This window comes from Candidatus Glassbacteria bacterium (assembly GCA_019456185.1).
Lineage (GTDB): Bacteria > Gemmatimonadota > Glassbacteria > GWA2-58-10 > GWA2-58-10 > JAJRTS01.
Window position 1 is genome coordinate 24,036 of record VRUH01000038.1, and the last position, 14,180, is coordinate 38,215.

At 60.6% G+C, this 14,180-nt stretch carries 12 protein-coding genes; 5 read left to right on the forward strand and 7 right to left on the reverse strand.

The window, feature by feature from the left end; all coding sequences use genetic code 11:
- The first annotated feature begins 23 nt into the window (after positions 1-23).
- Both FVQ81_12865 and FVQ81_12870 read left to right on the forward strand, forming a co-directional pair.
- Entirely contained in the window at positions 24-365 is a 342-nt protein-coding gene (locus tag FVQ81_12865; protein ID MBW7997439.1) for a cupin domain-containing protein, read from the forward strand.
- Positions 362-1,855 carry an SPOR domain-containing protein gene (locus FVQ81_12870; protein ID MBW7997440.1) on the forward strand — a complete coding sequence of 498 codons (1,494 nt, stop codon included), beginning with the start codon at positions 362-364 and terminating at the stop codon, positions 1,853-1,855. Before FVQ81_12865 ends, FVQ81_12870 begins: the two co-directional genes overlap by 4 nt.
- 93 nt (positions 1,856-1,948) lie before the next feature.
- Here the strand turns inward: FVQ81_12870 and FVQ81_12875 are convergent, their stop codons facing one another.
- Positions 1,949-3,193, reverse strand: a complete 1,245-nt coding sequence (locus FVQ81_12875) for a hypothetical protein (GenBank protein ID MBW7997441.1) — start codon at positions 3,191-3,193, stop codon at positions 1,949-1,951.
- Positions 3,194-3,298: 105 nt separating this feature from the next.
- Positions 3,299-5,305 (reverse strand): DNRLRE domain-containing protein, encoded by a 2,007-nt coding sequence (locus tag FVQ81_12880; protein ID MBW7997442.1) that lies wholly within the window; start codon positions 5,303-5,305, stop codon positions 3,299-3,301.
- 232 nt (positions 5,306-5,537) lie between these two features.
- Here FVQ81_12880 and FVQ81_12885 point away from each other — a divergent pair, with 232 nt between their 5' ends.
- Complete coding sequence (locus tag FVQ81_12885) at positions 5,538-6,845, forward strand: VCBS repeat-containing protein (protein ID MBW7997443.1); 1,308 nt, start codon at positions 5,538-5,540, stop codon at positions 6,843-6,845.
- Positions 6,846-7,074: 229 nt separating this feature from the next.
- Here the strand turns inward: FVQ81_12885 and FVQ81_12890 are convergent, their stop codons facing one another.
- The 4 genes from FVQ81_12890 to FVQ81_12905 all read right to left on the reverse strand — a co-directional run bounded on the left by FVQ81_12890 (position 7,075) and on the right by FVQ81_12905 (position 11,286).
- Complete coding sequence (locus FVQ81_12890; protein MBW7997444.1) at positions 7,075-7,980, reverse strand: NAD(P)-dependent oxidoreductase; 906 nt, start codon at positions 7,978-7,980, stop codon at positions 7,075-7,077.
- 140 nt (positions 7,981-8,120) lie between these two features.
- Positions 8,121-9,476 (reverse strand): Gfo/Idh/MocA family oxidoreductase, encoded by a 1,356-nt coding sequence (locus FVQ81_12895; GenBank protein ID MBW7997445.1) that lies wholly within the window; start codon positions 9,474-9,476, stop codon positions 8,121-8,123.
- Complete coding sequence (locus tag FVQ81_12900) at positions 9,473-10,072, reverse strand: hypothetical protein (GenBank protein ID MBW7997446.1); 600 nt, start codon at positions 10,070-10,072, stop codon at positions 9,473-9,475. The genes FVQ81_12895 and FVQ81_12900 overlap by 4 nt, the downstream gene beginning before the upstream one ends.
- 176 nt (positions 10,073-10,248) lie before the next feature.
- Complete coding sequence (locus FVQ81_12905) at positions 10,249-11,286, reverse strand: nicotinate phosphoribosyltransferase (protein ID MBW7997447.1); 1,038 nt, start codon at positions 11,284-11,286, stop codon at positions 10,249-10,251.
- A gap of 573 nt (positions 11,287-11,859) precedes the next feature.
- Here FVQ81_12905 and FVQ81_12910 point away from each other — a divergent pair.
- Positions 11,860-12,900, forward strand: a complete 1,041-nt coding sequence (locus tag FVQ81_12910; GenBank protein ID MBW7997448.1) for an SIS domain-containing protein — start codon at positions 11,860-11,862, stop codon at positions 12,898-12,900.
- Between the two features lie 3 nt (positions 12,901-12,903).
- On the opposite strand, the gene FVQ81_12915 is transcribed toward FVQ81_12910, so the two are convergent.
- Entirely contained in the window at positions 12,904-13,554 is a 651-nt protein-coding gene (locus FVQ81_12915) for a hypothetical protein (GenBank protein MBW7997449.1), read from the reverse strand.
- Between the two features lie 342 nt (positions 13,555-13,896).
- Between FVQ81_12915 and FVQ81_12920 the strand changes: the two genes are divergently transcribed.
- Positions 13,897-14,180 (forward strand): electron transfer flavoprotein subunit beta (locus FVQ81_12920; protein ID MBW7997450.1); only part of this gene is annotated, 284 nt, incomplete at its 3' end.

Consider the following 14,180-nt stretch of genomic DNA (forward strand, 5'->3'; position numbering starts at 1 on the left):
TTAACAGACAAGGAGACTGCCAGATGAAACATACAGACTACCGCGACGTACCGCTGGAAAAGTTCGCCGGCGAGGGCGCCCGGGGCGCGGGTATCCGCTGGATAATAGGCGAGCGCGACGGGGCGGAGAATTTCGCCATGCGGATGATCGAGATCGAGCCCGGCGGCCACTCGCCGTGCCACAGCCATCCAGGAGAACACGAGATTTTTGTCTGGCGCGGCAAGGGAGAACTGACCATGGACGGCGAAAGTTATCCGCTGGATCCGGGCAAGGCGGCGTTCGTTCCCGACCGAATCGAGCACCAGTTCCGGAATCTCGGCGATGATACACTCGAATTTATCTGCGTGATACCGTTGAACAAATGACCCACTTCCTAAAATACGTCTCCGCCAGGGTTTTCTTCGGCACGTTCGTATCGCTGTTCGCGGTGTTCCGGGTACTGAGCTGGTACCACGAGGGAATCGGCGGCGGAGATACCGACTGGCCGCTGATGGTCGTGACCTGGCTGGCTGTGCTGGCGGTAGTCAGCGCGCTGATGAGCCTGTGGGGACGCTGGCGGATCGGGCAGATGCTGAACGCCGAGCTGGACGACATTCGCCGCGAGTACCACCCCCGGCTGCTGATCCGCGCTTACCGCCGCCTGTTGAGCTACCTGGAAAGCTGCTGGTTTTTCAACACCACGCGCGCCAAGCTCTCGCGGCGGGTCGCCGCCCGGTTCGGCGATATCCTGCTGGGGATGCGGATCGAGGACGAACAGGCGCTGTCGATTTACGAGGACGTGCTGGCCGCCGATCCCGGGCGCGAGCGTTACTCCGAGTTTTTGATCTCCGCTTACAGCCGCAAGGCCCGTCTGGAGGAGAAGAGTTTCAACTGCCTTCGCCGCCGCTTCCACGAGCGTCCCGACGACCGGCTGGTGGGTATCCTGGCCCGTGAATACACCCTGCGCCGCAAGCTCAATTTCGAGAGCGAACGGGTGCTGCTGACCGCACTCAAGCTCTACCCGCGGCACAAGGCCAAGGTCATCCGCTTCGCGGTCCCCCGGCTGATCTCGTTCGGCCGCACCGATGACAACGCGGCCCGGTTCTATCTCGCCGCCGCCGAGATCGGCTATGACACCGAGGTGGCAGGGATGCTGCGCAAGCTCGAGCGGATCTACCGGTCGAAGGAACGCGACGACGCGCTGGCCAACCGGCTGTTTAAAACAATCGAGGAGAAACAGATCCCGAGCGCGGATGACCTCCCCGACAAACTTGGCAGCCGTCCCGGCGACTGGGGCGAACAGGAAGACGTCGACTCGTTCCGCCTGGAGGGCATGGACGACGGTGACGAGAGTCTGGCGCGCCAGGGGATGGAGGAGGCCGGACTTACGCGGGATATCTCGCTCGACAGCCGGTTCCACAACTGGCTCCAGCGGCTGGTGGCCGGCGGCCGCGCTCCGGTTGGCCGCAGTATGCGGTACCTGCGGATTGTTATGATCGTGTCGGTGGTTGCTGCAGCGGCCTATTTCTCCCGTCCGCTGTGGCAGCGGACCGTCGCCGCGTTCGGCGAAAAAGAGGATGCCAAAACCGAATCTGTCAGCGAGGATAGCGGGCCGGCAGAAGGTGAGCGAAGAGAGGGAAACTTTTCGATCCAGGTGGCCGCCCTGGGCGACAGCAGCCGCGCCGCGGAGCTTGCCGGGCGGTTGACCGGCCGCGGGATTCCCGCCCGCGTTTCCCCGTCGATGGCAGGGTCAAGGAGGCTCTACCGCGTGCGCCTGGGCGCCTACGCCACGCAGCAGGCCGCCGAGCGCGAAGCAGCAGGGTTGCTGGCCGAGGGGGTTATCGACGAGTGGCAGGTGGTGGAAGAGCAGCGATAGCAGTTGTGTTTTAAAGATAATATGCGAGAGAAAAGGCGCACATTGCAGTGCGCCTTTCTGGTTTGGCACTTAACTGGCTCGCCCTTGACAGCGCTAGCACCTGCCAAGGGCGATATCGATCAACAGCGCCAGGGCATCCCTGATATTGCAGACCCCGTCTCCGTTGTAGTCCGCGCTTGCGTCCGGGTATTCCTCCATGCAGAGCTGGATCAGTTTGATAACGTCCAGAATCCCCGCCTGGCCGTCGCCGTCGTAGTCGCAAGCCGGTTTCTGAGCGCTGGCTATCGGCCCGATATACTCGGTGGCCAGCACCACGTTGTCAAAATAGACTTTTGCGATGTTGTCGTTGTAGGGTATGGTCGTGTCGGCCGGGCTGTAATCGTTTTCAAATATGTGGGCCAGGTAATACTGCAGCCAGAAGGTGTTGATCTTGAGGTTTTCGGTCGTCCGCCAGCGGAAGCCCTCGAACGGCTGCGGGTCCGTATTGAAAGTCCCTGAGCGGCGGAACACGTCCCTGAACCATGTCCCCTCGATCGTGCCCGGACCGTAGCGCTCCACAAGCTTTCCATCAATCCAGAAAGCCTGCTCGCCGTTGCGTAGTTCGGGATCGTTGAGCTTGATCATTATCTCGACGCACATCCACTCGTCACGTTTGGCCTGCAGCGGCTCCACCGGCGCGAACAGGTTGCCGTAAAAAGGGTTGGGCCGCCCATCGCTCTCCCCCTCTGGAGTTTGCCAACTGTGCATCTCGGACCAGTAGGAATAGAAAGTCCACCCGCCCGGAGGATCGGTCACAGTACGGAATGCCAGGTCCATGCTCGTGGAAAACCTGTCCGCACCTTCCGGGCGGGAGCCCGCGCCGCCCGCGGGCCATTCATTAGTACTGGCTGTGCCACCCATGTGGACGAAGTGATGAACGTAGGGCGCATCCGGGGCGAACTTGCAGTAAAAACGGGCGTACAATTGCTCGTAGCCTTCATCAAGCAGCTGCCAGAGATCGCCACCCACATTCCGCCCCTTTGTCGCTGTCATCCTCAGGCAGTACTTGCCCACGCTTGGTGCGGTCGTATCCCTGACAATGAAAAGAACCGAATTGTCGGTACCATTGTTAACATTGGTCCAGCGCTGGCTGAGATCGGTGGCCGTAATAGACTCGAAATTCTCACTGAAAACCACCGCCGGATCGTTCCCGATCCCCTCATCGCCGGGGTAACGGGCGGCTATACCCATTGTCCCCGCAAGGGCTGTCTGCTTCTCAGCGCCGTTGTCCTGGGTGACGGCCACTCCCCAGATCAGCAGCATCGCCAGCGCACAGATCGAGATCACGATTTTTTTCATGGTTTCCTCCCCACTGGTTAGTACTTTTTTTTATGCAGTATCCTGTCGCCGGGGTTCTCCCGGCCAGTTTTCCGAAAATACGACAAACCGCCGCCGGACACTGGATCAGGACAAAGCCCGCAGCTTGATAATCAGCGCAATCGAATCGGCGATAGTCACCGCCCCGTCGCGGTTGACATCGGCCGAAAGGCCCGCTTCCCCGCGCACTATCGACAAAATCAGCGCAACCACGTCCAGGATATTCAGCTTGCTGTCCCGGTTGAAATCGTAGGCTTCGCTGTCGCTCAGTAACTCGTAGGCCCCGATATCGATCGCCTCGCCCGCAACTGTCCGGGGTTCCTGCCCGCGGGGGTGGTCGTAGTGGAATTCGGGTGCCTGGTCCGCGCCGGGCAGCCCGGCATCCACCAGCGGGCTGCCCGGCAGGGGACGGTAATCTCCGCCCTCGATATTCACCAGTCCGGGGTTGTCGCCGCCGAGGGTGGCGGTGAACGCGGCGGGCACGGCTGAGACACCATCGGATATCCAGTTGTTCGATCCCTTGACCGGCGTGGGCTTATCCGCGTCAAGCAGTTGGATCTCTCCGGCGCCCGGGGCGATATAAAACACATTGTTCCAGGCTTCGAACGTGGTACTGCCGACAGACGCCGTACCCGGATACCAGAGGTGGACGAAGCTGCTGCCCGAGGGGTAGAGGTGGACAAACGTGTTGTTGAACAGGAGCAGCGAGCCCCCGCGACGGTTCTGGCCGAAAACCATGAACTGCCCGTTGGTGCGGGCCTGGTTGTCGGTAACGATCACGTTGCCGATCAGCAGGGCGTCCTGGTCGGTGAACTCGCTTCCCTCGACCATGTCCACCTGGTAGTTGCCGCAGGACTGGAGGTAGTTATAGGCGAACACCAGGTCCTCGGCGCGGGTCTTGAAATTCTGGCCGCCGTTGTGGTGGATATAGCAGAAACGCACGATTGTCAATCCCCAGCCGCTGACATAATGGCCGTGCTCGTAACCAGCGCCGGGAAAACTGTTCCAGGCCACCTCGTTGTACTCCAGGGTGAGGTTGCCCGAGGTCGAGGTGCAGAATATCCCGTCGCCGTTGTAATAGACCGCGCAGTCGCGGATCGTGCAGTCGTTGCCGGGATAGATATAAAAGCCGCCGCTGTTTGCTCCGGCCTCGGCCCAGGGATGGGCGTTGCGGACCTCGAGGTGCTCGATAGTCCAGAAATTGCCGGAGACCTTGATCAGCCCGCGGTCGGTGTTCTTCCAACTGGTGGAATTCAAGGACCCGTCGATAATCGGCCGCGGGTTGCCGTCGCCGCGGATCTTCAGCGGAGCCTCCGCGGTAGCGCTGGGGGTCAGGTCGAACGTTTCGTAATAGACTCCCGGCCCCAGCACAATCTCCTGCCCCGGCTGGACAGCGGCGACAGCCTCGGTGATCGAGCCGTATTCGGTGAGCGATCCGCCGGCGTCGATATAGACCCCGTGCTCCAGGCTGCTGGTGGAGGGGAAGCCGGGCGTGGGTGTGGAGTCGCCCTTTTTCGGGCCGCCGTGGGTGACCACCAGCATCGGCGGGGCGCCCCCCTCGCGGCTGTTGAACCCCAAGTAGACATCGCTGGCGTTCCAGCGGATATCCACCTTGAGGCAGAAACTGACCGCGTCGTCACTCTGGGCCTGCACGAATCCGGTAACGTCGACCGCATTGTACTGCCCGCCATGCACGTACACGCTGCCCAGCAGATCGCCGTCGGGCGGCTTGTTGATCCAGTACAGGCCGTACTCGTTCCAGGCGTCCTGGTCGACTGAGTGGACACGCAGGCTGTCCTGGCGGGCGCGGCTTTTCCAGAGCCTGAGTTCCGCGCCGGAGATCGATGAGGGGTCGATCCCGTTGAGCTCGAACATCAGATAGGCCTGGTGGGCCACGTTGACCGGGTTGTGCTCGAAACGGCCCACGCAGAGATAACCCTGCCGCCCGCCGTCGGGAACCAGTTCCCTGTCGGTCGTTCCCGACACGGTGGCATCGGCGTCGCAGTAAAGCGTATCGACTACCTCCTGAGCGTGCAACGCACCGGCTGTAACAACAGCTGCGAGAACAAACATCGGGACCAGCGAGCGGAGCATCTGTCGTACCTTGCTGACTTTTGTGATTTGTACCGGGCAGGCGGACTTTGCAGCAGGCGGACCTGCTTCGTGCGCGCCCGCTTCAATTAATTACGGTTTAAGCTTATCCTCCTGATCAGGATAATGCAAGCCTATGTTGTGCTCGCCTGCAGACTATTGAAATGACCTGACAAACTGTTAATTTGTGTCAGCGGCGGAAATCCTGTTATTACCATAACACCAGGAGCAGAATATGTTCGATATAAGACGCGGTCCGAATCCGGTATCGATACGCCCGCCTGTTCGCTCCGGCGCGCTGCTTGCTTTATGCTGCTGCCTGATCTCTGCCTGCGGCAGCGGTGGGCCGGAGGTGCGGACGAAGGGGTCGGTGATGCGCTGGACCCATTTCGATATCGCGGCCCGGCTCCCCGGCAACGGCTATGGTACCGGCAGTATCGGGCTGGCGGACTATGACCGCGACGGCGACCTGGATATCGCCCTCTCCCGCCGGGAAACCCTGACCGCCTACTGGTTCGAGCGCAGGGACGATTCCACCTGGGTGCGGCACGAGATGGGAACCTCCGAGCACCTGGCCCGCGCGCTGGGAGCCGAGGCGCTGGATATCGACCGTGACGGACTGACTGACTACGTAATCAACTCGGTCTGGTTTAAAAACCCCGGCGGGCTGGGCCAGAATCCAGATAAACCCTGGCCGATCAGCGAATACGATACCGAAGGCCGCCACGATGTGGTGGCGGGCGATGTGGACGGGGACGGCTTCGAGGACATCCTGACTTATGGCTATTACGGCAAGGAACATGACATCCTCGCCTGGTTTGACACCTCGGCTGATTTGGAGCAATATGTGATCAGCGAGGGTTTCGGGCATCATGGCGGTATCGCCCCCAACGGCATCGGCGATCTGGACGGCGATGGTGATCTGGACATAGTGGTGCCGGAATTCTGGTTCGAAAATCCGGGTGATGGACGCGGCGGGTGGGAACGGCACGAATGGCCCCATGAACCGATTCCGCACGCCACCTTCGGGACCAGCACTCGCTGCTGGGTGGCGGATATCGACAGCGACGGCGAGAACGACATAGTCTACAGCGACTGCGACACAAGGAATTCCCATGTCTACTGGTGCCGGAACATTGGTGGCGGCGCAGGCTGGGTACGCCAAATGCTGCCCGACCCGCCGACCGGGGCGGGCGACGTACCGGGCACCGGATCGTGGCACTCGCTGGGGGTGGCTGATTTCGACGGCGACGGGGACCTCGATATCTTCGCCGGGGAGCAGGAGGACTCGACCAACAGCGGCCGCGAGCCGCTGCTGTCGATGAAACCCAAGGGACTCAAGGAGCGCGGCGTGATCTGGCTCAACGATGGCTCCACCGACCCGTCTTTTGACTGCTTCGTGATCCATCTCGACAACCCGGGCTGGCACGACGCCAGGCTGGGCGATGTGGACGGGGACGGGGATATCGATATCGTCAGCAAGGTCTGGAACAAGGACGGCGAGTATTACCACGCCGATTACTGGCGGAATGATACGGAATAAGACTAGAAGTTATTTCATAACTGGAGTTTTAATTCAAACTTTCGCCTATTGGTAGGTAATCCCAAAAACACAACCCCCTGTCTCCCCCTTTTCTAAGGGGGACTAAAACCGGACAGGATTCCCCTCTTGAGAGGGGTGCCCCCGGCAAGCCGGGGGCGGGGTGTGTATTCCCCTTAAAAAAGTGGTGCCACGATTTTATCGAGGGCGGGGTGTCAAAACGCCCCCTGCCTCAGAGCAGCTTGCCCAGCGCCTGGTCGCCCAGCTCGCCGAACCCCTTGTCGATCGCCTTCTCGTAGAGCTCCAGCAGAACGTTCAGGCCCGGCAACTCCAGACCCACGCGCTCGCACTCGGCGCGTACGAGCTGGAGGTCCTTGCGGTGAAGCTTGATCTTGAACCCCGGACTCAGGTCGCGCTCCAGCAGCATCGCGCCCCACTTGTTCCAGATAAAACTGCCGGCCGCTCCGCCGCCGATAACCTCGTGGGCGTCGGCTGGCTTCAGGCCCGCTTCCTCGGCGAACCGGAACCCCTCTGCCAGGGCCAGCACGTGAAGGCCCGCCACCAACTGGTTGCAGCATTTCATCAGCTGCCCCTGGCCGGCCGGGCCGACATGGACCAGTTTCGAGCTGTAGTGCCCGGCCACGGGCCGCAGGATATCCACATGCTCCTTTTCCCCGCCGGCCATCACCATCAGCGTACCCTGGGCCGCGCCGCTGGTGCCGCCGGAGATCGGGGCGTCGACGAACCCCAGGCCCTGTCGGCGAAGTTTTTCGGCGAACACGCGGCTGGCGCTGGGGCTGATTGTCGAGTGGTCGACAATCACGCTGCCCTCCGCCGCGCCTCCGGCAACCCCGTCCGCGGCGAACAACACCTCCTCCACGTCGGGCGTATCGCTGACACAGATCAGGATCAGCTCACAGGCCTCGGCCAGCTCCGCCGGCGAGGAACAAACCCGCGCCCCGGCCTTGCTGTGTTCTTCAGTCCCGGAGGCGGTCCGGTTGTAGACCGCCACTTCCAGGCCCGCATCGATCAGGCGCCTGGCCATCGGGCCGCCCATCAGGCCCAGGCCGATAAATCCTACTTTCCGCACTGACTCTCCCAGTGATGTTCCTTTTCCTCGCTTATAATCAGCGACCATTGGGCATGGCTACGGTGTACTTGCAGGGATAATTCGATCAACATCAGCTCAATCCCCCGGTGGGCGAACACTTGGGTTCGCCCCTACGGGATTATCGGGATGTTTAATTTCGGCGCAAAGCTCCGAGGAATTCTTTTCGATTAAATCCCGTAGTAAATCCTGTCCTGTTTCTCTTGCCACCTGCCCCCGCTGAATTCGGGGAATTTGGCCGGCGCGCTGCCCCGGGCCACCGATTCGATAGACAGCGGGGTAAGCGCGCTCCAGGCCACCGCATCGTAGACATTCAGCGGAGTGGGCGCCTTACGGCGCGCGGCCTCTAGGAACTGCTGGACCGCCAGAAAATCGCTCACGCCGCGTCCCAGGTGGGCCACATCGAGGCTGCCCCATTTTTTCCACAGCGGGTGGTCGTACTTCTCGTAGTAGGGTCCGGCGTCCTCGTAGGCCCGGTTGGCCTGGCTGATCCCCTCGATGTAAATCTTGTCTATGCTGCCCATGAAGATACCCTTGTCGCCCTGGAAACGGAGGATCGGGTCCCACGGGCGCGGAGACTGGGTGTCGTAGTAGACCGTAACCGTACTGCCTCCGGCGGTGCGGATGATACTGGTGTTGATATCGCCGGCGACGAAATCGATTTTTGCCGCCGGGTGATCGGGTCCGAACCTGTCTTTGATAAGTTTCTCGGTCTGGACGCTGCGGGAGCTGACCGAGACCAGGTAGTCGAACCTGTCCCCGCGGTTGATCCCCATCGCCCAGGCGGCCGGGCCGATCGCGTGGGTGGGATACAGGTTACCGTCAAACTTGCTCCTGGCCTCGGCATAGAAAGAAAGCTCGCCATTGGGTCCGATCCGCACCCCGCGCTCATCTTTCTGGTAACCCACCGCGCAGTGGAGCAGTTCGCCGAACAGGCCCTGGTCCAGCAGGTTCATCACCATCATCGCGCTGCGGAAATAGGCGTAGTTTTCGAGCATCATCAGCGGAGTACCTGTTTTCTCGCAGGTTTCCACCAACTGCCAGCACTCGTCGATGTCCTGCGCCGCGGGGACTTCCACGCCGGTATACACCCCGGCCTCCATCGCGGCCAGGCACATCGGCACGTGCCAGACCCACGGCGTACCGATAATCACCGCATCGAGGTCATCGCGCTCCTCGAGCATCCGGCGGAAATCCTCGGGACCGTCGCCGTAGCCTGCGGGCAACGGCTGGCCGCGTCGCTCCACCAGCCGCTGGGCGCGGCCCAGGTTGCGCTCGTTGATATCGCAGATCGCGGGAATTTCCACCCAATCAAGCTGCATCGCCAGACGCAGCAGCACGGTTCCCCTGCCCCCGACGCCGATAAAGCCGACTTTCAGCGGTTTCTCTGCCTGCTGGCCCTGTCCGATCCCCGGCATGCCGACTGAGGCCAGAGCCAGGGCGGCAGCCGAGGAGGTACGGAAAAAATTCCTGCGGTCGATCCTGTTGGTAATCATTTGATAGTCCTCCGCGTGCGTGTTATTCATTCACCGACAACTTCGACCTCGATCTTGGAGAAGCATTGCAGGGCGCTTTCCATACCCTCCAAATCCTCGATAACCTCTCCTGTAAACTGGTATTGCGCGGTGCGCGCCCACGGTTCCGGGGTGGATAGATTGCCCGGCTCGGCGATTATCTCGCCGCGGTAGATCAGCGAGGGCTGGCCGTTGTGCTGGTAGTCGAGCTGCATGTTCTCGCCCTCGAGAGGAAACGCAGCGTTGAAATCCGCAGCCACGTTCAGCTCGATATAGTAGAACAGCTTCCTGCCCCGCTGGATACCCGTGGCCGATGCGCTGACAAGCCGTTCCAGGCTGGTGGCGGCGGTGATCGCCTCGGGAGCGGACTGGCGCGGAGTGGGGAAACCCTCGTTGCCCGTTTCCTCCCGCCAGACCATCACCCAGGCCGGCAGCGAAATCGGGCACTCGACTTTACCGTAGAAATCGCCGGTGGCGGTGCGGTATGTCGCAGAGACCGTCTGCTTTGCGCCGGTTTCGGCGTCTTCGAGCCAGATCGCCACCTGGGGCGGTTCTCCGTAGTCGCTTTCCTCGTAGATATCCGCTTCCTGGTGGATCGTGAACCTCAAGCTTACAGTTTCCCGGGCCAAGGCAAAATCAAGTTGAACCGCAAGCAATGGGAGGATGAGTAAAATAACCTTTGCCATTTCCGCTCTCTCTCCAAATTATCAGATCATGTAACTGAATTGCCGAGGTGTCAGCCTTGTTAGTTGCAAGTATCATCTCTGACGAATCAGGATTCCATTCATTCAACCAGCCGTGAGTTTTGCGCCGGGCCGGGTGTGCGTCCACGCTTGGCGATTGGTTTGCCGCTGATTTCTTTCAGGTCCATGGTCATGTCAATCGGGTCGGCGGCGGAGATATAGCTTCCCACCCCGAACGCGTCGGCTCCGGCCGCGGCCAGCGGCGGAATGCGCAGCGGGTTCATTCCGCCGGAGCAGAAAATTTTCACGTGGCCCGCTCCGGCGCCATCCAGACCTTCCCTGGTCCTGGCCACCAGCTCCGGCGTGACTCCTCCCAGTTCGCCTGGTGTATCCAGCCGCACACCGTACAGGTCCCGGCCCAGTGCCCGCGCCACGCGGACCGACTCCTCCGCCTCGTCGCGGAACGTATCCACCAGGCAGACCAGCGGGCCGCTGCCGGCGAGGTGCTTAAGATACAGTTCAGCCGTTTCCAGAGTATCGCCGACTATCAGCACCAGCGCGTGGGGGATGGTACCCACCGGCTGACTGCCCGCCAGTTGCGCGCCGAGGATATTGCTGGCGCTGCTGCACCCGCCGATCAGGGCTGCGCGCTCCATCACCGGGGCGGCCGCCGGATGCAGGTGACGGCTGGCGAAACAGGCGACCGGCTTGTTTCCCGCGGCCCTCACGCATTCCGCTGCGGCGGTGGCCCAGCCGGAACTCGAGGAAAGTATACCGAGAATCGCTGTCTCGTGGATACCGAACTCGTCATAGGGCCCCTCGAGCTGCATGACCGTCTCACCCGCGGCCATCCGCTCCCCCTCCGGCAGCGCCCGGACGGTGACCTGTTTCCCGTCCAGCAGGCGGCGGACCTCCTGCCCGCCGATGAATAAGCCATCCGCGCTGGCGTGGATATCGGCGATTACCGGCGTGCGGTCCAGGTGTTCGGCGCGCAGGATCTGGCGGGTCTTGAGAAGGTAGACATCGGCCACACGGGCCGAGTGGATCTCCGAGTTGTCGGCACTGAACAGCCGCCGGCTGTCAGCGGCCGCACCACCCGCGATCTCGTTCAGATTTGTGAGTTCACTGTTGCCGGACATAGCCCCAAGCTTTCCAACCGACCTAAGGTTTCGACTGGTTCAATATTGCATTGACCTGAATTCGGCGAAATAACTCAGGAATAATATAGCAGATGTTAACGTGGCTGAAAAGTTCCCTCTAGCGGAATCCGAGTCCAGGATGGCCATTGCAGATTGATAAGAGGGTGAACCTTTATTCCCCGGCACTGCTGCACTCGATATGATCAGAAGCTGAATTCAAATCCGGCGGCTTTGGTTGACCGGCACGATATCTGCGTTACATTATCATAAAGACAAAGCTGTTTTGGCTGGATAACAGTTTAGCGGTTCCCGATATTCCAGGCAGTCTTTATCTGCTGCGTTATCATTTTCGAAGTTCGGTGATAATTTTCATTTACCTGTTCTTGTTCACATCGGCTCAAGCCCTGTTTAGCGGTAATGAGGGTGCGGCGTTCCGTCAACGCGACGTGCTGACGATCTTCTTTATTATCCCCATCTCCGTGGGCTTCTTCAATGTCAGAGGATGGCTGGCTCATCGCCTTGGATTGCATCATGCGCGGTTAAACATTCAGCATATTGAAAGCGGATAATCAGATGGCGCCTGAAAACGGAAATCTTACCGAGTTCCTCCGGGAAGCCGACTCCCAGCCGGAAGCCCTGGCAGACCTGATCGAGTTCTACCGCACAGAGGGAGCGCCGCTGCTTACCCGCTGGCGCGAGTTGCTGGCAAAATATTCGCGAGTGGAATTTATCGGGATGGGCACCAGCGAGATCGCACCCCTGCTGATCCGCTCCAGCCTCGCCTCGGCCGGAATTGGAGTTAGTATTGTCGATGCCGGAGAGTATGTTCATTACCATAACGCTGATCCGGCTGAGGGCACCCTGTCAGTGCTGATCTCCCAGTCCGGCGAAAGCGCGGAAACCAAAAAGGCCACTGCCGCTCTTGCCGGACAGGGCGCTCCCGTAGCAGTGATCGTCAACGACGAGGACAGCTCGATGGCCGCCGCGGCTAAGCTGGTGCTGCCGCTCAAGGCCGGCGACGAGAACTCGATATCCAGCAAGACCTACCTCAACACCCTGTCCGTGCTCCATCTGATGGCCGGCGGAGAGCTGGCCGAGCTGGATAAAGTCGCCGGCACGATTGGCCGCGGTCTCGATAAACCGGCGATAATCAGCGCCGCAGAACACCTGATGCCCGCAGACAGTATCCATTTCATCGGCCGCGGTCCGGCGCTGTGCTCGGCCGGCCAGCTCGCGCTGACATTCATGGAAGGGGCGCAGGCCCATGGCAGGGCGTTTACCGGCGGCGCGTTCCGTCACGGCCCCTACGAGGTCCTGGGACCCGGCCACCGGGCCGTAGTCCTGGCCCCCGGCGGCAGGACTGTCAAACTCTGCCTGGCGATGGCGAACGAGATGGCCGGCGCCGGCAGCCACGTCGTGCTGGTAACCGACCTGGATGAAATCGAGCCGCGGGAAAACCTGGTGGTGCTCAAGGTGAAAAACCCGGTCGGCGAGCGGACTTTTCCGCTTGCATTCGCCAGGGTGCAGGCCTGGCTGCTGCATCACGTGGCACGCCTGAGAGGATACGAGGCCGGCTTTTTAAGCAGGGTCAGCAAGGTTACGGATGTGGAGTGAGGTCTAACCGGCGGCTGTTCCGGGGCGGGTTGTATCCTGGCTGAACAGCTTCATCAGGTTTCCGTCGGAGTGGCGGCAGGAGCGGCCCTCGATGATCTCCAGCTTCAGATCGGCATCGGCTTCGATCCGGTCGATATCATCGCCCACGCTGCGCGTGTTGCGCATGTTGATCCCGATAAAGTAGCCCCTGCCTGCGTGAAAGTCCTGGAAAATCTTGACCGGGAACTTAGCTGGGTCGCTCCTCGCCTGATCCGAAAAAATCCGTTGCAGGCAATCGCGGAAACTTTTGGCCAGGCTGACTCTCAGGAGATTGACGTCGGGTTTGTTCAACTCGTTGAGCATGAGGTATATCGTTTCGCGCAGGAGATGGAACAGGTCTTCCTCGGTCAGCGCCGAGCCGTCGTTCAACTCCTCGTGGCTCGGGGCGATCCCCTTGCCGTCGGTAGCAAAAAGCAGCACGCCTCCGCTGACCACTAAATTGACCAGCCTGGCAGAGATTTTAAGCTTGCTCTGCTCCAGCTTTTCCTTGTTGACAATCCGTCCGTCCTCCAGGTGACAGGCCATGGCCTCGCTGAACACCTGGTGCACGTCCACCACCTTGCGCTCGAACACGCGGCTGCTTCCGGTGTTTTTCGTCTCAGGCTGGAAGGTCAACAGTTTCTCCGTGGCTGCGGGGATGATACATCCTAATCCATTACTGCAAAATGAGTTATCCCCTTCATGTGGCCATCAATTGTATACCTGCCGGTCAATCTTTGTCAAGTTTTTTACCGAATGGATAATCTTTCGTGACATGTGGAACGGCCGAGACGTCTGTGCCGACGGCGCCGGAGGGCCCTTTGCAACTGGAACGGTCTCAATACCTTGTAAAAACTTGTCATGGCGCCAGTTTTATATTATTTATTCTTCCTTCCGGTTTCAGGGAAACCGGGGCACGGCAAAGACTACGGATTCCAGGGCTGGAAGCAGCCGGATAACTAATACGGGAGGCACCAGGTGAATATATATGTGTGCGTCAAGCAGGTCCCGGACACCGAGGCCCGCGTCCAGGTGGCGGGAGACGGCAAATCGATCGAGACCGCGGATATCAACTTCATCCTGAACCCGTTCGATGAGTTCGCGGTGGAGCAGGCCCTGCTGACAAGGGAGCAGCACAGCGGCGAGGTCACCGCGCTCAGCCTGGGAGACAACGGCGCGGCGGCGGCGATCCGCACGGCGATGGCGATGGGTGTGGATAAGGGGATCCATCTCAAGACAGACCAGCCGGCCGAGGATCCGCT